This window comes from Mesorhizobium sp. BR-1-1-10 (assembly GCF_020165595.1).
GTDB classification, from domain to species: domain Bacteria; phylum Pseudomonadota; class Alphaproteobacteria; order Rhizobiales; family Rhizobiaceae; genus Mesorhizobium; species Mesorhizobium australicum.
Genome location: NZ_JAIUIL010000005.1, coordinates 41,711 through 62,886, shown reverse-complemented (window position 1 = coordinate 62,886; position 21,176 = coordinate 41,711). Strand labels below are relative to the sequence as shown.

The 21,176-nt window shown below is 63.5% G+C and carries 20 protein-coding genes and 1 pseudogene; 10 read left to right on the top strand and 11 right to left on the bottom strand.

Annotated elements, in window-relative coordinates:
- Positions 1 to 289: 289 nt before the first annotated feature.
- The 3 genes from LB555_RS11795 to LB555_RS11785 form a co-directional block, all read right to left on the bottom strand.
- The gene (locus LB555_RS11795) at positions 290 to 961 is read right to left on the bottom strand and encodes an HAD family hydrolase (RefSeq protein WP_015314157.1); all 672 of its coding nucleotides are present in this window, start codon (positions 959 to 961) and stop codon (positions 290 to 292) included.
- 54 nt (positions 962 to 1,015) lie between these two features.
- Positions 1,016 to 1,501 carry a dUTP diphosphatase gene (dut, locus tag LB555_RS11790; protein WP_140614889.1) on the bottom strand — a complete coding sequence of 162 codons (486 nt, stop codon included), beginning with the start codon at positions 1,499 to 1,501 and terminating at the stop codon, positions 1,016 to 1,018.
- 85 nt (positions 1,502 to 1,586) lie between these two features.
- Positions 1,587 to 2,057: an Lrp/AsnC family transcriptional regulator gene (locus LB555_RS11785; protein ID WP_015314155.1), complete on the bottom strand. Its 471-nt coding sequence runs from the start codon at positions 2,055 to 2,057 to the stop codon at positions 1,587 to 1,589.
- 115 nt (positions 2,058 to 2,172) lie between these two features.
- Here LB555_RS11785 and LB555_RS11780 point away from each other — a divergent pair, with 115 nt between their 5' ends.
- From LB555_RS11780 to LB555_RS11770, 3 genes are all read left to right on the top strand, one after another.
- The gene (locus LB555_RS11780; protein WP_015314154.1) at positions 2,173 to 2,421 is read left to right on the top strand and encodes a DUF6356 family protein; all 249 of its coding nucleotides are present in this window, start codon (positions 2,173 to 2,175) and stop codon (positions 2,419 to 2,421) included.
- Between the two features lie 15 nt (positions 2,422 to 2,436).
- On the top strand, positions 2,437 to 3,237 hold the full coding sequence (locus LB555_RS11775) for a class II glutamine amidotransferase (RefSeq protein WP_015314153.1): 801 nt from the start codon (positions 2,437 to 2,439) through the stop codon (positions 3,235 to 3,237).
- 198 nt (positions 3,238 to 3,435) lie between these two features.
- Positions 3,436 to 3,576, top strand: coding sequence for a hypothetical protein (locus tag LB555_RS11770; RefSeq protein WP_157163613.1), 141 nt, complete (start codon positions 3,436 to 3,438; stop codon positions 3,574 to 3,576).
- Here the strand turns inward: LB555_RS11770 and LB555_RS11765 are convergent.
- On the bottom strand, positions 3,570 to 4,643 hold the full coding sequence (locus LB555_RS11765) for an NAD(P)/FAD-dependent oxidoreductase (protein ID WP_015314152.1): 1,074 nt from the start codon (positions 4,641 to 4,643) through the stop codon (positions 3,570 to 3,572). The two genes, LB555_RS11770 and LB555_RS11765, sit on opposite strands and share 7 nt — an antisense overlap.
- A 99-nt stretch (positions 4,644 to 4,742) precedes the next feature.
- On the opposite strand from LB555_RS11765, the pseudogene LB555_RS11760 reads away from it, so the two are divergent.
- Positions 4,743 to 4,865, top strand: a pseudogene (locus LB555_RS11760) (alpha/beta fold hydrolase); the annotation flags it as partial.
- Positions 4,866 to 5,024: 159 nt separating this feature from the next.
- Positions 5,025 to 6,617, top strand: coding sequence for a peptide chain release factor 3 (locus LB555_RS11755; protein WP_140723180.1), 1,593 nt, complete (start codon positions 5,025 to 5,027; stop codon positions 6,615 to 6,617).
- A 123-nt stretch (positions 6,618 to 6,740) separates the two neighbouring features.
- Here the strand turns inward: LB555_RS11755 and LB555_RS11750 are convergent, their stop codons facing one another.
- On the bottom strand, positions 6,741 to 7,211 hold the full coding sequence (locus LB555_RS11750) for a VOC family protein (RefSeq protein ID WP_015314150.1): 471 nt from the start codon (positions 7,209 to 7,211) through the stop codon (positions 6,741 to 6,743).
- Between the two features lie 267 nt (positions 7,212 to 7,478).
- On the opposite strand from LB555_RS11750, the gene ilvD reads away from it, so the two are divergent.
- Positions 7,479 to 9,323, top strand: coding sequence for a dihydroxy-acid dehydratase (ilvD, locus tag LB555_RS11745; RefSeq protein WP_140614885.1), 1,845 nt, complete (start codon positions 7,479 to 7,481; stop codon positions 9,321 to 9,323).
- A 76-nt stretch (positions 9,324 to 9,399) separates the two neighbouring features.
- Here ilvD and LB555_RS11740 read toward each other — a convergent pair whose 3' ends face one another.
- Positions 9,400 to 11,154, bottom strand: coding sequence for an ABC transporter ATP-binding protein (locus tag LB555_RS11740; protein WP_140660555.1), 1,755 nt, complete (start codon positions 11,152 to 11,154; stop codon positions 9,400 to 9,402).
- Between the two features lie 151 nt (positions 11,155 to 11,305).
- Here LB555_RS11740 and LB555_RS11735 point away from each other — a divergent pair, with 151 nt between their 5' ends.
- Positions 11,306 to 12,586, top strand: a complete 1,281-nt coding sequence (locus LB555_RS11735) for an amidohydrolase family protein (RefSeq protein WP_224682928.1) — start codon at positions 11,306 to 11,308, stop codon at positions 12,584 to 12,586.
- A 108-nt stretch (positions 12,587 to 12,694) separates the two neighbouring features.
- Positions 12,695 to 13,618, top strand: coding sequence for a DMT family transporter (locus LB555_RS11730; protein WP_140714204.1), 924 nt, complete (start codon positions 12,695 to 12,697; stop codon positions 13,616 to 13,618).
- Between the two features lie 18 nt (positions 13,619 to 13,636).
- On the opposite strand, the gene LB555_RS11725 is transcribed toward LB555_RS11730, so the two are convergent.
- Positions 13,637 to 14,539 carry a phosphotransferase family protein gene (locus LB555_RS11725; RefSeq protein ID WP_224584274.1) on the bottom strand — a complete coding sequence of 301 codons (903 nt, stop codon included), beginning with the start codon at positions 14,537 to 14,539 and terminating at the stop codon, positions 13,637 to 13,639.
- Positions 14,540 to 14,630: 91 nt separating this feature from the next.
- Here LB555_RS11725 and LB555_RS11720 point away from each other — a divergent pair, with 91 nt between their 5' ends.
- Positions 14,631 to 15,263 (top strand): class I SAM-dependent DNA methyltransferase, encoded by a 633-nt coding sequence (locus tag LB555_RS11720; protein ID WP_224682927.1) that lies wholly within the window; start codon positions 14,631 to 14,633, stop codon positions 15,261 to 15,263.
- Here LB555_RS11720 and LB555_RS11715 read toward each other — a convergent pair.
- Complete coding sequence (locus LB555_RS11715) at positions 15,260 to 17,713, bottom strand: FAD-dependent oxidoreductase (protein ID WP_224682926.1); 2,454 nt, start codon at positions 17,711 to 17,713, stop codon at positions 15,260 to 15,262. The two genes, LB555_RS11720 and LB555_RS11715, sit on opposite strands and share 4 nt — an antisense overlap.
- Positions 17,710 to 18,597, bottom strand: coding sequence for a phosphotransferase (locus tag LB555_RS11710; RefSeq protein ID WP_224593362.1), 888 nt, complete (start codon positions 18,595 to 18,597; stop codon positions 17,710 to 17,712). The genes LB555_RS11715 and LB555_RS11710 overlap by 4 nt, the downstream gene beginning before the upstream one ends.
- A 416-nt stretch (positions 18,598 to 19,013) precedes the next feature.
- On the opposite strand from LB555_RS11710, the gene LB555_RS11705 reads away from it, so the two are divergent.
- Entirely contained in the window at positions 19,014 to 19,781 is a 768-nt protein-coding gene (locus LB555_RS11705) for a DeoR/GlpR family DNA-binding transcription regulator (protein ID WP_140660561.1), read from the top strand.
- Here LB555_RS11705 and LB555_RS11700 read toward each other — a convergent pair.
- Both LB555_RS11700 and LB555_RS11695 read right to left on the bottom strand, forming a co-directional pair.
- On the bottom strand, positions 19,778 to 20,677 hold the full coding sequence (locus LB555_RS11700) for an NAD(P)/FAD-dependent oxidoreductase (RefSeq protein ID WP_224682925.1): 900 nt from the start codon (positions 20,675 to 20,677) through the stop codon (positions 19,778 to 19,780). The two genes, LB555_RS11705 and LB555_RS11700, sit on opposite strands and share 4 nt — an antisense overlap.
- A complete protein-coding gene (locus LB555_RS11695) occupies positions 20,667 to 21,116 on the bottom strand; it encodes an RrF2 family transcriptional regulator (protein WP_140660563.1) in 450 nt (149 codons plus the stop codon). Before LB555_RS11695 ends, LB555_RS11700 begins: the two co-directional genes overlap by 11 nt.
- Positions 21,117 to 21,176 lie beyond the last annotated feature (60 nt).

Here is a 21,176-nt window from a genome sequence, read left to right as displayed (position 1 = left end):
GCCGGGCAAACGAATGCGGTTGGTTCAGAAGCGTTTCTCGTTCTCTGCTGCCAATTTCTCGAAAGCGTCGATGTGGCGCATCTCGACAGGCACGGAGGTGGCATCCTTGTGACGGGCAGCGCGCTGCCGAGGTCAGGGAAGCTGACGGCTTGTGCAGAGGCCGCCATCCCCAAAGCCGCAGCAGCACCCCAGGTGAGGATGAAGCGAAGCAGGTACGTTGGCATGGCGGCGCCCCATTGTCGGGCGCGCGGAAGGTAGCACAGCGCTTCGTGGCGTCCAGTGCAGCGGATCAGTGGATCGGCACCAGCCCGGCGAGCTCGCGCATGTCGTCGAACAGGATGCCGCCGGCCTGGATCAAGCCATCGCGGTCCGAATAGGGGTCGCCATGATAGGAGAACACGCGCATGCCGGCGGCGATGCCGGCCTGCGTGCCGGCGACGCTGTCCTCGATGACGATGCAGTCGGCGGGCGGGAAGCCCATCGTTTTGGCCGCATGCAGGAACAGGTCGGGGAACGGCTTGCCGCGCGACACCATCGTGGCGCTGAACATGGCATGTTCGAACAGCGGCAACAGACCGGTCTGGCCAAGCGTTATGTGCATCTTGGAGATCCTGGCCGAGGTGGCGACGCAATAAGCGATGCCGGCCGCGCGGACCGCCTCGATGAACTCCCGGACATGAGGGATCGCCTCGACACCGTGAGCGAACAGATCCGGCAGGCCGGCATTCCAGCGCTCGACGAAATCGGCGCCGAGCCTGACGCTGGTCGTCTCTTCGATCTCCTTCTGCACCGAGACCATGCTGCGGCCGGAGAAGTTCTTGCGGCAATATTCGAAGGTCGTTGGAAAACCGGCGTCGCTCAGCCATTCGGCCAGGCGCCGGTTGGCGAGGTTCTCGGTATCGACCAGGATCCCGTCGCAGTCGAAGATGACGAGCTTTGGCAGGGGGCGTGTTTCAATCATGTTGGATCAGTCTGCCCGGCAAAACGGTTCACTGTGCCGAAACACAGCCAGGCATCAGGCGGTGCCGGTCGATCCGAATCCGCCCGAGCCACGCGCCGTGCCGCCGGCCAGCGAACGCTCTTCAACCGCCACCTGCGTCACCGCGGCGAAAACGATCTGGGCAATGCGCATCCCGCGCGTCACCGCGAAATCCTCGTCGCCGAGATTGACCAGCAGCACCTTCACCTCGCCGCGATAATCGCTGTCGACCGTGCCCGGTGAATTGAGGACGGTAAGGCCGTGTTTGAAGGCAAGGCCCGAGCGGGGCCGCACCTGGCCTTCCATGCCTTCGGGAATTTCCAGGATCAGCCCCGTCGCTACCAAGGCGCGCTTGCCCGGCAGGATCAGAAGCGGCCGGTCTTCAGGCACCGCCGCGCGCAAATCCATGCCGGCGGCGCCGGCGCTTTCATAGGCGGGAAGCGGAAGTCCCTCGCCATGCGGCAACCTGACGAAGCCGACGGTGAGACCGATGACGGAAGGTGTTTGAAGGGCTGCGCGCATAAAATCGATCCTATCGGCGCGAATGTCGATTCGGTCAACTCGACCGCGGCGCTATCAACGGCTTTCTTTCAGGCATTACTGTGGCCTAGCGGAGTTCCATAGGAACCACCGTCGTCTCCTTGATCTCCTCCATGACGAAGGAGGCGGAGACATCGGATAAAGCCACCTTGGCGATGAGCCGCTGGTAGAGCCGGTCATAGGCTTTCACGTCGGCGACGCGGGCGCGCAGCACATAGTCGAGATCACCGGACATCCGGTAGACCCCGATGATCTCGGAAAGACCGGTCACCGCCGCCCGGAATTTCTGCAGCCAGTCGGGGTCGTGATTGGATGTGCGGATCAGGATGAACACCGAAAGGCCCAGCCCGAGCTTCTCGGCATCGACCAGCGCCACGCGGCCGGTGATGACGCCATCTTCCTCCAGCCGCTTGACGCGACGCCAGCAGGCATTGCGCGACAAGGCCACCCGCTCCGACAGCTGGTCGACCGACAGCGTGCCGTCACGTTGCAATTCGGCGAGCAGTTTTCGATCAATTTGGTCGATGTCAAAGCTCATATTGGGATATTTGTCCCATGGAATAGCAAAATACAAGGATATTTTGGGACCAATGAACCGGTGAGGCGTGTCAGGATACTCATATCGAAACGAAAAGCGCTGAAGGGGAAACAGCATGTCGGTCGCAAGGATCTTCACCTCTCATCCGGCCAAGGTCGGCGAAACCTATTTCAGCCATATGGCCTTCGCCGCCTGGTTTTCCTCGCGCCTGCTGATGGCGGCGGGAGCAGCTTTTGTTCACGCTTTCTTGCCATTTCTCTTCGAGACTACCGCCAGCCGAATCATTCGCGAGCTCTACGAGCGGACGCACAACAGAGGCACGCACGCGATCAACGAGCCCGCTGCTCTTCCGGATCGCGCCTAAAGGAAGACAGAAGCGATGTGCCGGTGGGCGGCCTATCTCGGTGAAGCGGTCTTTCTCGAAGACATCCTCACGGCGCCCTGTCACTCGCTGATCGCCCAGAGCCATTGCGCCCAGGAAGCGAAGTCGCCCACCAATGGCGACGGCTTCGGCCTTGCCTGGTATGGCGAGAGGCCAGAACCCGGCCTCTACCGCGATATCCTGCCGGCCTGGTCCGATCCCAATCTGAAAAGCTTGTGCCGGCAGATCAAGTCCAGCCTGTTCCTCGCCCATGTCAGGGCCTCGACCGGCAGCGCCACCAGCCGCATGAACTGCCATCCGTTCATCTCAGAACGCTGGTCGTTCATGCATAACGGCCAGATCGGCGGTTTCGAAAAAATCCGCCGCGCGCTGGAGAACTCGCTGTCCGACGCCGTTTTCGACCAGCGCGAAGGCACCACCGATTCCGAACTCTTTTTTCTGCTCATGATCGACGAGGGCCTTTCGGCCGACCCGCAAGGCGCCGTCTCGCGCGCCACCCGCCGGGTGCTGGAAGCCTCGCGTCGTGCCGGTTTCGAGCCGGCGCTGAAACTGACCGCCGCCTTCTCCGACGGACAGGCATTGTATGCGGTGCGCTATGCCACCGATGCCCTGGCTCCGACGCTTTACACGTCCATTTTCCGCAAAGGGGCCGGCCGCTGCATCGTCTCCGAGCCCTTCGATCGCGAGGGCGGCGACTGGCAGGCGATTCCGCCATCGAGCTTCGTCACCATGACCAGGGATGGCATCGACATACATCCATTCGCTCCGGTCGCGGCAAAACTGGCGCTGGTTGGATAGGCTTTCGCCGCATTGAGTAACGTCGCGGGACAGCGCCCCCCTCTGTCCTGCCGGACATCTCCCCGACAAGGGGGGAGATCGGATGCCTCAATGGCTTTCGCCAATCCCCAGCGTTGCAGGACAGAGCGAAGCGCCGAAAACTGCCAATCTCCCCACCCGTGGGGGAGATGTCCGGCAGGACAAAGGGGGCGCCGTAGAGTGACGACCTCAATCATGGCGTGCAGCGTGATGATCGGCTTGCAATTGGTCGGCAAACGCTGGTCGGAGGCGCGGCTGCTCGGCATCGCCAGGGCGATGATGCCCTTGACCAGCGGCTTTCGCCGTCCGCCCGGCTATTGAGCGAAGCGATCCAATCCATAGGGCGCCAGCAGCGTGTCGCGCTTGCCATCAAGAATTTCGCGCGTGGCGAACAGACCGATGGCCGGCGCCAGAGTGATGCCGGAATGCATGACCGCGATATAGACACCCTCCTTGCCTTTGGCGCGGCCGATGATCGGAAAGCCGTCGATCGGTGTCGGCCGGTAGCCAACGGTGTGGAAATCCAGCTCCAGCCCGTCGCTGTCGCGCAGCATGGCCTTCATGGCCGCGAACAATTCACGCGCCGTGGCTTCGGCGTCCATGCCGGGATCGGCGCCGCCGAAATCCGAGCCGGCGATGATTCGACCCTCGGCGGTCTGACGCATGTGCAGGCGCTCGGCCAGCACCAGCCCGTTGAGCAGTTTCTTGTAAGGCCGCGAGTGGACGATCAACCCGGGCGGTGTCTCGATCGGCAGGTTGATGCCAGCGGTCGCGGCAATGTCTGGCGAACCCACGCCGGCCGCGATCACCACCTCGTCGGCGGCAAACAGTCCATGCGATGTGTCCACGCCGGTGACCTTGCCGACGCTTTGGACAAGCGCCGTCACCGTGCTGAAGAGGATTCGCGCGCCGCGCCGTTCGGCATCGGCCAGCAGTGCCTTGGTGGCCGCGACAGGCTCGGCGACACCCTCTTCTGCGACATGCAGGGCGAAATCGGGAAGCTCGGTGAGATTGGGTTCGATGAGCGCCACCTCGCCGCGGTCGACGCGCTCGATTCCGTAGCCCCACTCAGAATGCTCCGCTGCATAGGTCTCCATGTCGGCCGCCGGCAGATCCCAGCACAGGCCGCCGCACCAATTGAGCGGCAGGCCGGGCAGGTCCCGCGCTAGGCGAGCCCACTCAGCCATGGCGCGGGTGCGCAGCCGGAAATACGACTCCGGGTTACCCCAGCTTGCGTTGATCCAGGCAAACGAGTTAGGGGTCGCCACGCCGCCGCGTTCGCTTTCGGCAATGACTGTCACCTGCGCGCCCGCAATGGTCAGATGCCAGGCGATGGAAGCGCCGATGATGCCGGCGCCGATGACGATCACTTGTTTCGCCTCGGTCATGGTCGCTCCTTTGCCTCGTGATTGGAGGACGGTTCATCCCAGTGCCATTCCGGCGGCCCGTTGCCAACATTGGCAGCGCAAAATTATGCATCTTGACATCATCGCTTCTTCGACCATGTGCGCTATCTCGATGCCTTCCCCGACGCGCTCGGCATCCAGGACATGGTGCTGGTCGCCCAGGATTGGGGCACGGCCCTTGCCTTTCATCTCGCGGCGCGGCAGTGCCATGCCGGATGGCTTCCGGGGTCGTTCAGGCAGGCCGCTTGAACGAGCCAGCCTGGAGCAAGCCCCGCAACCGGCGGTGTTCACGCCGCCGGACCGGTCGACAGCCCGGCGCTGCGCTGCTAGAAGCCCGGCCTGTCACACGGAAATCCCAAGAGAATGCCCGAAACTATCCCAGAGGAAGTGGCGCGCCGCCGCACTTTCGCGATCATCGCCCACCCCGACGCCGGCAAGACGACGCTGACCGAAAAGCTGCTTTTGTTCGGCGGCGCCATCCAGCTTGCCGGCGAGGTGAAGGCCAAGAAGGACCGTATCCAGACCCGGTCCGACTGGATGAAGATCGAGCGCGAGCGCGGCATTTCGGTCGTCACCTCGGTGATGACCTTCGAATATGAGGACAACGTCTTCAACCTGCTCGACACGCCGGGCCACGAGGATTTCGCCGACGATACCTATCGCACGCTGTCGGCGGTCGACTCGGCCGTCATGGTCATCGACGCCGCCAAGGGCATCGAGCCGCGCACGCTGAAACTGTTCGAGGTCTGCCGGCTGCGCGACATCCCCATCATCACCTTCGTCAACAAGATGGACCGTGAAAGCCGCGATCCGTTCGAGATTTTGGACGAAATCGAGCAGAAGCTGGCGCTGGACACCGCGCCCATCACCTGGCCGATCGGCCGTGGCAAGACCTTCTCCGGTACCTATCACCTGGCGCTGAACGCCGTGCGCAAGGGCGATGACGAGAAGGAACGCACCCCCGTCAACGGTCCCGATTCCAACCGCGTTGCCGGCCTTCTGCCGGAAAACGAGCGCGAGGCCTTCATCGAGGAACTCGAGCTGGCGCGAGAAGCCTGCCGTCCGCTCGACATCGAGGCCTTTCGCGAGGGCCATCTGACGCCGGTCTATTTCGGCTCGGCGCTGCGCAATTATGGCGTGCGCGATCTGATCGAGGCGCTTGGCGCCTTTGGCCCGCCGCCCCGCGCGCAGGAGGCCGATACCCGCACTATCGAGGCGACGGAGGAGAAAATGACTTCCTTCGTCTTCAAGATCCAGGCCAACATGGATCCCAATCACCGCGACCGCATCGCCTTCGTGCGCGTCTGCTCGGGCAAGCTCGAGCGCGGCATGAAGGCCAAGCTGGTGCGCACCGGCAAGCCGATGTCACTCTCGGCGCCGCAATTCTTCTTTGCCCGCACCCGCGTCACCGCCGACGAGGCGTTTGCCGGCGATGTCGTCGGCATTCCGAACCACGGCACGCTGCGCATCGGCGACACGTTGACCGAAGGCGAGGAAATCCTGTTTCGCGGCGTGCCCAACTTCGCCCCGGAAATCCTGCGTCGCGTCCGTCTCGGCGACGCGATGAAGGCGAAAAAGCTCAAGGAAGCGCTGCACCAGATGGCAGAGGAGGGCGTCGTCCAGCTGTTCTCGCCGGAAGACGGCTCGCCGGCCATCGTCGGTGTCGTCGGCGCGCTGCAGCTCGATGTGCTGAAAGAGCGGCTGAACTTCGAATACACGCTGCCGGTCGAATTCGAGATGTCGCGCTTTTCCATCTGCCGCTGGATATCGGCCGACGACAAGGCCGAGGTGCTTCGCTTCATCGAGGCGCATCGCGGCGACATCGCCCGCGACCTCGACAACGATCCGGTCTTCCTCGCCCAGCACGCCTTCTCGCTGAACTACGAAGCCGAACGCTGGAAGGCGATCCGCTTCGCCACGATCAAGGATTATCAGGTGCGAGACAAGGCGGCGTGATTCTAGTGAGTAGTGAGTAGTGAGTAGTGAGTAGTGAGTAGTGAGTAGTGAGTAGTGAGTAGGTACGCCTCGTTCTCCCATCGCACTACTCACTAGCAACTACTCACTACTCTACTCTTATGATCACCCCTTGGCCGCCGCTTCGATCTCAGCGATATCGATCTTGCTCATCTGCATCATTGCCGACATCACCCGGCCGGCCTTGGCCCTGTCCGGATCCAGAAGCAGGCGCGGCAGCTGCTCCGGCACGACCTGCCAAGACACACCGAATTTGTCCTTCAGCCAGCTGCATTGCGAAGGTTCGCCGCCACCTTCGATAAGCTTCTCCCAGAAGTAATCGACCTCTTCCTGCGTCTTGCAGTCGATCGACTGTGACATCGCCTCGTTAAACTTGAATTGCGGTCCGCCGTTGAGCGCCTGGAACGGCACGCCGTCGAGCTCGAACGTGGTCATCAGCACTTTGCCCGCATCGGCGTGACCCTCGGGCCAACGCAGAACGCTCGTAACCTTCGAATTCTTGAAGATGGAGACGTAGAAATTCATCGCCTCTTCTGCCCGGCCGTCGAACCACAGGCAGGTGGTGATCTTTTGCATGTCGTGCTCCTAGGTTGCTTCCTGCTGTTACAATGAAACGGCTGACTCCGAGAATGGTGCCATTTCTTGCCGTCTGCCCAAGGACGGCCTTGATACGCCCGACCCGACATAGACATCGAATTTTTCTGAGACGCTCGTTTTTTCAGGAGAACCTGGCGCATTGCAAAAATGTGGCCAGACCATACTTGGCGGTCTATAAACCCTGCGATCAAAATTCAGCGCCGCCACGCTCCGCATCGAGCGCAGCCAGACAGCCAAGGAAAATTCATGCCCGCCTATCGCTCCCGCACCACCACCCATGGCCGCAACATGGCCGGCGCCCGCGGCCTGTGGCGCGCTACTGGCATGAAGGACAGCGATTTCGGCAAGCCGATCATTGCGGTGGTCAACTCCTTCACCCAGTTCGTGCCGGGCCATGTCCATCTGAAGGACCTAGGCCAGCTCGTCGCGCGCGAGATCGAGAAGGCCGGCGGTGTCGCCAAGGAATTCAACACCATCGCCGTCGACGACGGCATCGCCATGGGCCATGACGGCATGCTCTATTCGCTGCCGTCGCGCGAGCTGATCGCCGATTCCGTTGAATACATGGTCAATGCGCACTGTGCCGACGCCATGGTCTGCATTTCCAATTGCGACAAGATCACGCCCGGCATGCTGATGGCCTCATTGCGCCTCAACATCCCGACCGTCTTCGTCTCCGGCGGCCCGATGGAAGCCGGCAAGGTTGTGCTGGCCGGCAAGACGCAGGCGCTCGACCTCGTCGATGCCATGGTTGCGGCCGCCGACGACAAGATCTCCGACGAGGACGTCAAGGTCATCGAGCGCTCGGCCTGCCCGACCTGCGGTTCCTGTTCGGGCATGTTCACCGCCAATTCCATGAACTGCCTGACCGAGGCGCTGGGCCTGTCGCTGCCCGGCAACGGCTCGACGCTGGCCACGCATGCAGATCGCAAGCGCCTGTTCGTCGAGGCCGGCCATCTCATCGTCGATCTCGCCCAGCGCTACTACGAGCAGGATGACGAGAGTGCATTGCCGCGCAGCATTGCATCGAAGGGCGCCTTCGAGAACGCCATGACGCTCGATATCGCCATGGGCGGCTCCACCAACACCGTGCTGCACATTCTGGCCGCCGCGCACGAGGGCGAGGTCGATTTCACCATGGAAGACATCGACCGGCTGTCGCGGCGGGTGCCGGTGCTATGCAAGGTGGCGCCGGCCAAGTCCGACGTCCACATGGAAGACGTTCACCGCGCCGGCGGCATCATGGCGATCCTTGGCCAGCTCGACAATGCCGGGTTGCTCAACCGCGACCTGCCGACCGTGCATACGGCGAGCCTCGGCGAAGCGCTCGACCATTGGGATATTTCGCGCACCTCGAGCCAGAATGTGCGCGACTTCTTCCTCGCCGCGCCCGGCGGCGTGCCGACGCAGGTCGCCTTCAGCCAGGACCGCCGCTGGGACGAGCTCGACATGAACCGCGAGACAGGCGTCATCCGCTCGGCCAATACGCCTTTCTCGAAAGACGGCGGCCTTGCCGTCCTGAAAGGCAATCTGGCGCTCGACGGCTGTATCGTGAAGACAGCCGGCGTCGACGAATCGATCCTGAAATTCACCGGACCGGCTCGCGTCTTCGAAAGCCAGGACGCTTCGGTCAAGGCGATCCTTGCCAATGAGATCAAGGCTGGTGACGTCGTCGTCATCCGCTATGAGGGTCCGCGCGGCGGCCCCGGCATGCAGGAGATGCTCTATCCCACCAGTTATCTGAAGTCGAAAGGCCTGGGCAAGGCCTGCGCGCTGGTCACCGATGGGCGCTTCTCCGGCGGCACCTCGGGCCTGTCCATCGGCCATGCTTCGCCGGAAGCGGCGGAAGGCGGGCTGATCGGGCTGGTGCAGGAGGGCGATACGATCGAGATCGATATCCCGAACCGCACCATTCGCCTTGCCGTCGATGACGCGGAACTCGATGCGCGCCGCGCGGCGATGGAGGCCAGGGGCGCGGACGCCTGGAAGCCGCGGGAAATGCGCAAGCGCAAGGTGACGACCGCGCTGCGCGCCTACGCCGCCTTCGCCACCAGCGCCGACAAGGGGGCGGTAAGGCACGTGCCGGAGTAAAGTTCGAATCTCGTCAGGCAGGCGCTGCGGCACAAACTCCGCAGGACTACCTGTCCTCGACTTGCGCCGCTCCACATTAAGGCATCAGCTGATATTCATACAGCTTCTGGTAAAGCCCGCCTTGCCCGAGCAGCATCTTGTGCGGCCCGCTTTCCACCACCTTGCCGGCTTCCAGCACCACGATCGTGTCGGCCTGGTGCACGGTCGAGAGGCGGTGTGCGATGACGATTGTGGTGCGCCCTTCCGTCAGCTGTTGCAGCGCGTCGCGGAACAGCGCTTCCGACTCGGCGTCGAGCGCACTGGTTGCCTCGTCCAGCAGCAGGATTTCGGCATTGCGCAGCATGGCGCGCGCGATCGAGATGCGCTGGCGCTGGCCGCCCGACAAGAGGCCGCCATTCTCACCGACATCCGTCTCGTAGCCTTTCGCCTGCGCGACGATGAAGTCATGCGCGTTGGCGGCCCTGGCCGCGGCGATCACCTCGTCGTCGGTCGCATCCTCGCGCCCAAGCCGGATGTTGTGCATGATCGTGCCGGCAAACAGGAACGTATCCTGGCTGACATAGGCGATCTTTTCCCGCAGTGAGGCGAGCGTGGCATGGGAAATGTCCTGGCCGTCAAGCAGCACCCTGCCGCTCTTCGGGTCATACATGCGCATGATCAGGTTCAGGATCGTCGACTTGCCGCCGCCGGAGGGGCCGACCAGCGCCGTCATCTTGCCGGGCGCCAGGGTCAGGTCGAACCGGTCCAGCACTGGCGGGCCATTCTGGTAGGCGAAGCCGACGGCGTCGAACCGGATCTCGCCCGGTCCGGCCCGAAGCGGCTTTGCATCCGGCTTCTCGGCTAATGTCAGCGGCTGGTCGGCGAGTTCGAACATCATCCGCACGCCGACAATGCCGCTTTCCAGGGAAATACGGACGCGCGCGAGGCGCTTTGCCGGCTCATAGGCAAGCAGCAGCGCGGCGATGAAGGCCATGATGTTGCCAGGCATCTGGCCGCCCTGCAGGACCAGCAAGCCGCTGACCATGACGGCGCCGGCGATCGCCAGGCCGGCCAGCGTTTCCATCACCGGATTGGTCACCGCTTCCAGCGCGGCGATGTTGTTGGCCCGATCCTCGACATCCGCCACCGCCCTGTACATGCGTTTGCGCATCAGGCCTTCGAGGTTGAAGGATTTGACCACGCGCACGCCGATCGCGGTTTCCTGCATAACCTGCACGATCTGGCCGACCGACCGGAACTCCATGGCGGCGAACTTGCGCACGCGCTTCAGGATGCGGTTGACGCCATAGATGGCCAACGGACCGACGACGAAGCAGATCAGCGACAGCGCCGGCTGCTGCCAGACCATGACCCCAATCAGGGCAGCCAGCGTCACCAGATCGCGCACGTAGGAAGTGACGATGAGGTCGAGCACGTTGCGCGCCGCCTGGGCATTGTTGGTCATGCGGGTGATCAGGTCGGACGACGAGGTCGAATGGTAGAATTCGATGCCTTGCGCCAGGATGCGGTCATAGATCTTGCGCTGCCGTTCGGCGATGATGGCGTTGCCGACGCGGCTCATGAAGTAGGCCTGGACGAAATTGGCGATGCCCTTGACGATGAAGATCCCGGCGACCGCCACGGCGATCATATTGACGCGGTCGACCCGTTTATCGATGACGAATTCATTGGTGATTTCACGCAGGATCCAGGCACTGGCGGCCGTCATGCCGGCCACCACGAGCATCGACAGGATGGCGGCGGCGTAGCCGGCCCTGTGTTGCCGGAACGATTCCCGGAGCAGCCTTGCGACGAGGCGCTGGTTCTCCGTCGAGCGGAAGAAGCGAAACAACGGCTGATCCTTGATGCCGGGATGACGAAGGCGGCTTATAGAGGGAGATGCCGCCGGAGGGAACCTTTCGCCGCCATGGAAAGAAACCGCTGCGGCGGGGTGTCTTTTGAGACACGATGCGGCAGTGATTCTTCAAGCAGGATGATGACAGATGGATTTCGATCTTATTGTGCGCGGCGGCACGCTTCCGGATGGCGGCATCGCCGACATTGGCATCAGCGGCGAGACGATCGCCGCGATCGAGCCGAAGCTCGACGGTTCCGCGCGGACCGAGGTCGACGCCCATGGCAATCTGGTGTCACCGCCCTTCGTCGATCCGCATTTCCACATGGATGCCACGCTGTCCTACGGTCTTCCGCGCATCAACGCGTCGGGCACGCTGCTCGAAGGCATAGGGCTATGGGGCGAACTGAAGCCGCTCCTGACGCACGAGGCCGTGCGTGACCGGGCGCTCGCCTATTGTGACTGGGCGGTGTCGATGGGGCTGCTCGCCATCCGCACCCATGTCGACGTCTGCGACGACCGGCTGCTGGCCGTCGAGGCGCTGCTGGAGGTCAAGAAAATCGTCGCCCCCTATATCGATCTGCAATTGGTTGCCTTCCCGCAGGACGGCTTCTATCGCTCGCCGACCGCGCGAAAAAACACCATTCGCGCGCTGGACATTGGCGTCGACATCGTCGGCGGCATTCCGCATTTCGAGCGCACCATGGCCGACGGCACACGCTCGGTTACCGAACTGTGCGAGATCGCGGCAAAACGCGGGCTCATGGTCGACCTGCATTGCGACGAGACCGACGACCCGCTGTCGCGCCACATCGAACAGCTCGCCTATGAAGCGCAGCGCCTCGGCCTGCAGGGCAGGGTGGCCGGTTCGCACCTCACCTCGATGCATTCGATGGACAATTACTACGTCTCGAAGCTTCTGCCGCTGATCGCCGAAGCCGGCGTTTCCGCGATCCCCAATCCGCTGATCAACATCATGCTGCAGGGCCGCCACGACACATTCCCGAAGCGGCGTGGCATGACGCGGGTCAAGGAGATGCTGGCGCTGGGCATCCGTGTCGGCTGGGGTCAGGATTGCGTGCTCGATCCCTGGTATTCGCTGGGCACCGCCGACATGCTCGACGTCGCCTTCATGGGCCTGCATGTCGCCCAGATGTCGAGCCCAGCCGATATGGCGCGCTGCTTCGACATGGTCACCAACGTCAACGCCGCGATCATGGGCCTCGACCATCTCGGCCTCGGCGTCGGCAAGCGCGCCAGCCTGGTGATCCTCGATGCCGGCAATCCGATCGAGGCTCTGCGCCTGCGCGCCGAGCGCATCTGCGTCATCGCCAGGGGCAAGGTGGTGGCGGAGCGGACGAGGCAGGATACCAGGCTTTCGATCTCCGGCAGGCCGTCGCAGGTGAATCGCAGGCATATATCCACCTAGATACAGCCGATTCCCGACGCTGGTCTTACCTATTTCCCGATTTCTCCTCGTCAAAGCCGGCGCTTCCGTCTACGACGCGGCTCGGGCGAGGGAGGAATCGGGGCAGGCATGACGCAACCCGTGGCGCGGAATTCCACAATCAAGAATGTCCTCCTGGCCGGCATCCTGCTGATGCTGGCTGGCGACTTCCTGTTTGCGCTCAACGATGCGATGGGCAAGTGGCTGGTCGCCAGTTTCTCCGTCGGCCAGGTGGTGCTGATCCGCTCGATCGGCGCTTTCTTCGTGCTGGGTCCGATGATTGCCAACCAGGGCGCCGGCAGACTGTTCCAGCTGGAGCGGCCAGGGTTGCAGATCCTGCGCGTGGTGGCGACGACACTGGACACCGCCTTGTTCTACGCCGCCGTCGTCTACCTGCCGCTTGCCGATGTGATGAGCTTCTACATGGCCGGGCCGATCTATGTGGCGGCGCTGTCACATTTCCTGCTTGGCGAAAAGGTCGGCTGGCGCCGCTGGGTGGCGATCCTGCTCGGCTTCTGCGGTGTGGTGATCATGCTGAAACCGTCCTCTGCCGCGTTTTCGCTGTCATCGAGTTTCGCACTTGTCGGCAGCCTTGCCTTCGCCTTCGCCATCATCCTCAACCGGCGCCTGCGCGGCACCAGCGACACCAATCTGGTGACATGGCAGACGATCGGCACGCTGGCGGTCGGCGGCGCCCTCACCATCGGGGCCTGGAAGACGCCGTCTGCGCTTGATTTCGGCGCCATGCTGCTGCTCGGCATCGTTTCCTGCGGGGCGCATCTGATGATCACCAGGGCGCTGAAACTGGCGCCGGCCTCGACGCTGGCGCCGCTGCACTACACGCTGCTCTTGTGGGCGGTGGTGTTCGGGCTGGTGTTCTTCGGCGACGTTCCCGGTCCGCGCATCCTGATCGGCTCGGGCATCATCGTCCTGGCCGGCCTGTTCATCTTCCACCGCCAGAAGGTGGTAGACACCACGGTGCCGCCGGAGAACGTGCCGAAAGGTGTGAACTAGGGGCCAGATTTCTGGTGCCTAGCCCTTGCGTACCGCCGCCAGGTGCCGCGAAAATTCCTCTGTCTCCATCAGCGCCTTGCAGCGGGCGAAGCGGCCGTCGGCATAGGCGCGGAAATCGTCGACGGGATTTTCGTTGGCAAGCTGAATCAGCCCCCACAGCGTCCACAACAGGTCGCACATCGCCTTGTAGATGACGATGCGGCCGCGCTCCGCCGGCCTCGCCTCGCCGCCGAAATAGGCGCGCATCAGCTCCTCGTCCTGGGCGGCGTCGAACTTGCCTTCCACGCTGAGGTCGCCGAGGTCCCAGAGCGGGTCGTTCATCCCCGAATATTCCCAGTCGACGATCCACATCCGCTCGCCCGTGTCGAGGAAATTCTCGCACAGCGGGTCGCAATGGCAGGCGACGAGAGGCAAGGGGCGGACGGCCAAGGCCGAGCGTACGCTGCCGGCCTCGCGCACCACGTCATGATAGCCGGCGGGCAGGGCGACATCCCTGGTCGACAGCACCTTGAGATAGTCGTCGATCATCGAAAACAGTTCGAAGCGGAAGGGGAACACCGCGCCGGACGCGTGCAGCTTGCGGAAGGCCTCGGCCGCTCGGGCCGGGCTGCCCTGCCGCTCCTTGAACTTCTCCGGCGACATCGTCTCCGCACCGGCAATGTAGCGCGTCACCATCAGGCCGCTGGCGGCGTCGGCATGCAGCACTTCAGGACTTACCCCCGCGATTGCCGCCTCACGCGCGGCAATCGCCTCGTTGGCGCGGTTGATGTATTCCTCGGTGCCTTTGCCTGGAATACGCAGGCAGTAATCGCCGGCCTTGAAGACGAGGTTGGTCAAGCCGCCGAGCCGTTCCAGCGGGCCAGTATAGCCGGCCAGTACCGGAATGACGGCAAGTTTTGCCCGCGCCTCGTCTGTCCCCATGCCTGCGTCCCCACGCGTTATTTCTCGGCTGCACGGTTCCACAATTTTCGCCGTTTGGCTATCATCGCGGCGAGACGAGGGATGGTGGACAGTGGCGGACAGCAAACATCAAGGCGCGCTCGGCGAGGTCTACGCGGCCAAGCGCCCGGAAGAGGTGGCCGCACTGTACGACCGCTGGTCGCAAACCTACGACGCCGACATGTCGGCAGCCGGCTACCGCCACCCGACCATCTGCCTTGCTTTGCTCGCCCGCCATCTGCCGCGCGGGTCAGCCCCGCTGCTCGACGCCGGGGCCGGTACCGGGCTGATCGGCGAGTGGCTCGATATTGGCGGCTATCCCCAGGTCGAGGCGCTGGATATCTCGCAAGGCATGCTGGATCAAGCCGCGCGCAAGGGCGTCTATTCGGCGCTGCATTGTCTGGCGCTCGGCGGCGCCTTGCCATTTGCCGACAGCACCTATGCCGGCATCATCTCGGCCGGCGTCTTTACCTCCGGCCATGTCGGCGCCGAGGGACTGGACGAACTGATCCGCATCTGCCGGCCGGGTGGGGTGATCGTGCTGACGGTCAAGAACACGTTGTGGGATCACGGTTTTGCCGCGCGCATCGCCGAACTCGAGGCACAAGGCCTGGTCACGCGGGTCGAGGAAACACGACCATATGTCTCAATGCCAGGCGAGGCCGATACCGTCCCCAGCCGTGGCCTCGCTTTGCGCGTGAGTTAAGCCTTCACGCGCTCCATTGCCGGGTCGTATAGCGGCTCAAGATGGATTTGAGCCGGCGTCCGCTCCATCGCCACCACAAGTTCATAGCTGCCCGAGGCGAGAAAATCATCGCTTACTCCGTCAGCGTTGCGCACATAACCGTAGCCGATGTTCTTTCCCACCGTGTAGCCATAGCCGCCGCTGGTGAGATAGCCGACCGGCTGGCTATCGCGCAGGATGGTCTCGCGTCCGACGAGCACGATCTCCGGATCGTCGACCGTGAAGCCGGCAAAGCGCTTCTTCAGGGACGCGCCGCCAATCTTCTCGAGTGCGCGCCGTCCGACGAAGTCGGTGTTCTTGCGCAGCTTGACCGCCCAGCCGAGCCCAGCTTCCAGCGGTGTGTCGTTGGGCGTGATGTCGGAGCCCCAGGCGCGATAGCCCTTTTCCAGCCGCAGCGATTCCAGCGCGCGGTAGCCGACCGGCCGGATCTCGTGCTTCCCGCCGGCCGCCATCAGCGCGTCGAAGACTTCGCCGGTAGCGGCGATCGGCACATGCAGTTCCCAGCCCAGTTCGCCGACATAGGTGACGCGCAGCGCCCGGACTGTGTGACCGGCTATCGTGATCTCGCGCACATGGCCGAACGGGAAGCCGGCATTCGACACATCCGCATCAGTGACCGCTGAAAGCACGTCGCGGGCGCGCGGTCCCATCAGCGACAGCGTGCCGAAATCCTCGGTGACATCGGCGAGCTGGGCATCGAGGCCGTGGCCAATATGGTCGCTGATCCACGAGGCATCATGAGTGCGGAACCCGGTGCCGGTGACGATGTAGAATTTTTCCTCGGCCAGCCGCGACACGGTCAGGTCGGCCTCGATGCCGCCGCGCGAGTTGAGGAGTTGCGTGTAGGTCAGCCGGCCGACCGGCTTGCTGACATCGTTGGCGCAGATCCAGTCCAAGGCCCCCGCCGCGTCGGGCCCGCTCAGCTCGTACTTGGCGAAGGACGACTGGTCGAAGATACCGACATGCTCGCGCACGTGCCGATGTTCGTCGCCGACGGCGGCGAACCAGTTCTGCCGGCCCATCGAATAGATGTCCTTCGGCTCAACGCCCTCCGGCGCGAACCAGTTCGGCCGTTCCCAGCCGAGCTTGGAGCCGAACACGGCGCGATGGTCTTTCAGTCTGTCGTAGAGCGGGGAGACGATGCGCGGCCGTCCGCTGGTGTATTCCTCATGCGGGAAGCCGATCGCGTAATGCTTGCCATAAGCTTCCAGCGTACGTTCGCTCACCCATTGCCGGTCGCGGTGCAAGTTGGAAAAACGCCTGATGTCGACCACCCAAAGGTCGAGCGGCGCCTCGCCGTCGACCACCCATTGCGCCAGCACCCAGCCGGCGCCGCCACCCGAGGCGATGCCGAAGGCGTTGAAGCCGGCGCCGACGAACATATTGGCGCATTCGGGCGCCACACCGAGGATGAAATTGCCGTCCGGCGTGAAGCTTTCCGATCCGTTGATCATCTGCTTGACACCGACCGTCTCCAGCGCCGGCACCCGCGCGATCGCCTGCGCCATGTGCTGCTCGAAATGATCGTAGTCGTCGTCGAACAGCCGGAACTCCCAATCATTGGGCACGTCGCCCCCGGGAAGATTGGTCGTCCAGGCTTGCGGGTTCGGCTCATAGCCGCCCATCACCAGCCCGCCGACCTCCTCCTTGAAATAGGTGCGCCGATCGGGGTCGCGCAGCGTCGGCGCGTCGGTTCCCAGCCCCGCGATTTTCTCGGTGATGATATACTGGTGCTTGACCGGCTGCAGCGGCACGTTGATGCCGGCCATCGCGCCGACCTGCCGCGCCCATTGCCCGGCGCAGTTCACGACCTTGTCGCAAGCGATGTCGCCTTGATTGGTCTTCACCGCCGTGATGCGGTCGCCCTTCATCTCGAAACCCGTGACGCGCACGTCCTCGTAGAGATTGGCGCCGTGCATGCGCGCGCCCTTGGCCAGCGACTGCGTGATGTCGGAAGGGCTCGCCTGGCCGTCGGTCGGCAGCCAGGAGGCGCCGACGAGATCGCCGGTCTCCATCAAGGGCCACATCGCCTTGACCTCCGCCGGAGACAGCAGCTGCATGTCCATGCCGAAGCTTTTCGCCGTGGTCGCCAGCCGTTTGTATTCGGTCCAGCGGTCGGCATTGGTGGCGAGCCTGAGGCACCCCGTCATCTTCCAGCCGGTGGCAAGACCGGTTTCGGCTTCCAGCTCCTTGTAGAGGTCGACCGAGTATTTCAGTACCCGCGTGATCGAGGCCGACGAGCGCAGCTGGCCGACCAGGCCGGCTGCATGCCAGGTCGAGCCCGAGGTCAGCTTGCCCTGTTCGAGCAGCACCACGTCGGCCTTGTGGTCACGCGCCAGATGATAGGCCGTCGAACAGCCGATGATGCCGCCGCCGATGACGACGATCTCGGCCTGGCTAGGCAAGGTCATGATTTCAGGATCCCGTATTTTATCCGGTAGTTTTCCAGCGCCGCGTCGAGCCGCGCCAGGTTTTCCTCGGTGTAGGCGACGTAATCGATCCCGGGGGCGTCGAGATAGAGCTCCGACACCATGCTCCACATCGCCTCGCGCAGCAGCGAGGCACATTGCATGGCGGCGTGCGAGCGGCGGATCGCCTCGTCCGGTTCCTTCATGAAATAGGCGGTCAGGAAGGTGAAGGATTCCTCGTCGCTCATGCCCGCGTTCGAGGCGACGCCGGCAAGGTCGAACATCGCCGTATTGAAGCCGGCATATTCGAAATCGATCAGCCAAAGCCTGCCGCCGTCGTCCAGAATGTTGGCCGGCAAAAGATCATTGTGGCCAAAGACGATCGGCAGCAATTTCTGGGCGCGCTCCAGTTCGTCGGCCAACGCCAGAAAGCGCGGCAGGTCACCGCGCTTGCGGCTGTTGCCCTCGTCGAGCGTGCGCGCATAGTCGCGGATGACGTGGAACACCCAGAACATGAAGCCGGCGCCGGAGATATGGTTGGGCATCTCGCGGTGAAAGCCGCGCATCAGCGTCGCGACGCGGCGGAGATTGGCGCGCACGTCCTCGGCCAGATAGGTTCTGGCGCCAAGAAACGCCGTCACCATGATCCCCGGTTCGGCATAACGGACCGCCGGTGCGAAGCCCGCCGCGTGAGCCGCCCGCGCGGTCATCACCTCCCGTTCGCGGAAGACATGGTGGAACGGATAATCCTGGCCGAAACGCACCACATGTTTGCCGGCCGCATCGGTGACCACATAATTGGCGTTGCTTAGGCCGCCGGGCAGCGGCGCGATCTCGATGGCGCCCGTCCAGCACGGCAGGGCGTGGATGCGGTCTTCGGCAATCACGGGATCATCCCTGGTTCGCAGGCCTGGTTTGCTGGGCTTCTATATGGCGCCATGGGCGGCGCAACGACGGCGGGGTGAAACGCAAACAATCTCGTCGGTGCGGGATGCCAGGATCGGTATCCCGCACCGCACCGACGAGCCCCTTGGCCAGGTTTATGAGCCCGGCATCCGCCCCCGCGGATCTGAAAATTCCTTGCGCCACAGTCGTTACAGGCTGCCTGGGGTCAGTGAATTGCAGCTCTGCCAATTACATCCCGCTGCAGTTCCGAATCCTGTTGAAGATGGATTTCACGCCGGGGTTGCTCTTCTGTCAATAAAAAGATGTGACTTTTTTTGGGTGTTTTGTCCGAAAGCATGGGCAATTTCTTTAAAAGCGCTAGGAATGCCTTAGAATCGGTCATTTTCGGGATGCCCATATGAACCACTCGAAACGACATGGCGAGATCCTGCGGCTGCTGCAGGAAGAGGGAACCGTCACTATCGCCAGCCTGGCCGACCGGTTGGGCGTTTCGCTCGAGACCGTACGCCGCGACGTCAAGCCGCTCACCGGCGACGGCTCGGTTCTGAAGATGCATGGCGCCGTCGGCCTGCCGTCGATGGTCGGCGAAGCGCCGTTCGAACGGCGCATGCGCGAGCATGCCGACGCCAAGCGAAGCATTGCCCGCGCGGTCGCGGCCACCATCCGCGACGGCGAATCGATCATGCTCGACACCGGCACCACGACCTCGTTCCTGGCGCGCGAACTGCTCGGCCACCGGCGCCTGACGGTCGTCACCAATTCGTCCGACATCGCCCGCACCCTGGCCACCATCAACGGCAACAAGGTCTATATGGCCGGCGGCGAGCTGCGCAGCGATTCAGGCGCCGCGTTCGGGACGTCGGCCATCGAGTTCGTCAGCCGCTTCTCGGTCAGCCACGCCATCATCTCCACCGGCGCCGTGGATGCGGTGACGGGTGTCATGGACTTTGATCTGGACGAGGCGGAATTTGCCCGCATGGTGCTGTCGCGGGGCCAGCGCTCGCTGGTCGTCACTGACCACACGAAGTTCGGCCGCCAGGGCCTGGTCCAGGTCTGCGGCTTTGACGGCTTTTCCGAACTCGCGACCGACCGCGCGCCGCCGCACGACATTGCCGCGGCACTGGCGCAGGCCGGGGCGCGCCTCAGCGTCGCCGGCGGAATTTAGCCGAAGACCAGCGACTGGTGGGCGCACACGCCCGCGAAGGTGCCGCCCGAGACGGCGAAGGCGATGTTGTGCATCGCGCGTGCCGCGTCACCGGCGGCATAGACGCCGGGAACCGTCGTTTGCTGCCGGTCATCGACTGATATCATCGGGCCGAGCAGGCCGTCCTTGAGGCCGCAGCCGAGCTGTTCGGCCAGCGGGCTCGCCATCGTGTTGCGTGGCGCGGTGAATATCGCCTTGACGCCAGCCTTCCGGCCATCGACGAGATGGACAACCAATCCCCCGGAGCCATCATCGCTCAGTTCGTTGACCGTCGCGGGCTCGAACCTTACATTCCTGCTCTCAAGCGCATGCATCTCGTCGGCATCGGGCTTGATCAGTCCGTTGCCGAACAGCGTGACGTCGCCCCAATCGGAAATCAGTTGCGCCTGATGCATGGACATCGGGCCGGTCGCGAGCACGCCGAGCGGCCCGGTGGAAACCTCGTAGCCGTGGCAATAGGGGCAATGCAGCACGGTTCTGCCCCATTGCTGGGCAAGCCCGGGAACCTCCGGCAGGATGTCGCGCACGCCGGTTGCCAGCACCAGTCGTGCGGCGCCGAATGTCTCGCCGCCATCGGTGGTGATTTCGAAATCGCTGCTGCTGTTGGCAATGGCTTTGTCCGCACGTGCGGTCACAAGCCTGGCCGTCGGGTAGGCAAGCAATTGCCGCCTTGCATCGTCCAGGATCGCTCCAGGCGTGCGTCCGTCCTGGCCGAGAAAGCCGTGCGAATGCGCGGCAAAGCGGTTGCGCGGCTGGCCGGCGTCGATCACCAGCACGGTGCGCCGCGCCCGCGCCGCCTGCATGGCGGCGGACAGGCCGGCGAAGCTGCCGCCGATAACGGCAAGATCATACTGCATGGCTGGAAACTCCAACGAGGTCGAAACGACGGTGAAAATCGGCTGTCAGGTCGGCCAGCGTGATGCGGCTGAGCTTCTCCGCCAGCAGCTTCTCGGCCGCGATGCGAAAATCGTCGAGCACGGCGATCACCGCTTGCTCGACGAGACAGCCCGGGCTTTCCGGCTCGGTGCTGAACGGCAGCAGCGTCTCGCCCAGGGCAAGGCTGATCTCGGCCAGTGAAATGTTCTCGGGCGCGCGCCCGAGCAGCCAGCCGCCGCCATGTCCGCGTGACGAGGTGACGATGCCGGCGTCGCGCAAGCCTGCGATGGTCCGGCGCACCACCACCGGATTGGTATGGATGAAGGTGGCAAGCTGCTCGGAGGTCAGAGCCTGCTCGGGCTTCTCGGCCATGTGAACGAGGATGTGCAGAGTGGAGGACAGTCGGCTATTGCGCTTCATGTAACTTAGTTAGTTACGATTTACCGCAATGTCAAACGCACCAGCGGCCTTGCGAGGTTG

Coding starts and splice junctions, on each gene's coding strand:
- LB555_RS11795 (WP_015314157.1), bottom strand. CDS start 961: ATGATTGAAACACGCCCCCTGCCAAAGCTCGTCATCTTCGACTGCGAC.
- dut (WP_140614889.1), bottom strand. CDS start 1,501: ATGCGCGCAGCCCTTCAAACACCTTCCGTCATCGGTCTCACCGTCGGC.
- LB555_RS11785 (WP_015314155.1), bottom strand. CDS start 2,057: ATGAGCTTTGACATCGACCAAATTGATCGAAAACTGCTCGCCGAATTG.
- LB555_RS11780 (WP_015314154.1), top strand. CDS start 2,173: ATGTCGGTCGCAAGGATCTTCACCTCTCATCCGGCCAAGGTCGGCGAA.
- LB555_RS11775 (WP_015314153.1), top strand. CDS start 2,437: ATGTGCCGGTGGGCGGCCTATCTCGGTGAAGCGGTCTTTCTCGAAGAC.
- LB555_RS11765 (WP_015314152.1), bottom strand. CDS start 4,643: ATGACCGAGGCGAAACAAGTGATCGTCATCGGCGCCGGCATCATCGGC.
- LB555_RS11755 (WP_140723180.1), top strand. CDS start 5,025: ATGCCCGAAACTATCCCAGAGGAAGTGGCGCGCCGCCGCACTTTCGCG.
- LB555_RS11750 (WP_015314150.1), bottom strand. CDS start 7,211: ATGCAAAAGATCACCACCTGCCTGTGGTTCGACGGCCGGGCAGAAGAG.
- ilvD (WP_140614885.1), top strand. CDS start 7,479: ATGCCCGCCTATCGCTCCCGCACCACCACCCATGGCCGCAACATGGCC.
- LB555_RS11735 (WP_224682928.1), top strand. CDS start 11,306: ATGGATTTCGATCTTATTGTGCGCGGCGGCACGCTTCCGGATGGCGGC.
- LB555_RS11730 (WP_140714204.1), top strand. CDS start 12,695: ATGACGCAACCCGTGGCGCGGAATTCCACAATCAAGAATGTCCTCCTG.
- LB555_RS11725 (WP_224584274.1), bottom strand. CDS start 14,539: ATGGGGACAGACGAGGCGCGGGCAAAACTTGCCGTCATTCCGGTACTG.
- LB555_RS11715 (WP_224682926.1), bottom strand. CDS start 17,713: ATGACCTTGCCTAGCCAGGCCGAGATCGTCGTCATCGGCGGCGGCATC.
- LB555_RS11705 (WP_140660561.1), top strand. CDS start 19,014: ATGAACCACTCGAAACGACATGGCGAGATCCTGCGGCTGCTGCAGGAA.
- LB555_RS11700 (WP_224682925.1), bottom strand. CDS start 20,677: ATGCAGTATGATCTTGCCGTTATCGGCGGCAGCTTCGCCGGCCTGTCC.
- LB555_RS11695 (WP_140660563.1), bottom strand. CDS start 21,116: ATGAAGCGCAATAGCCGACTGTCCTCCACTCTGCACATCCTCGTTCAC.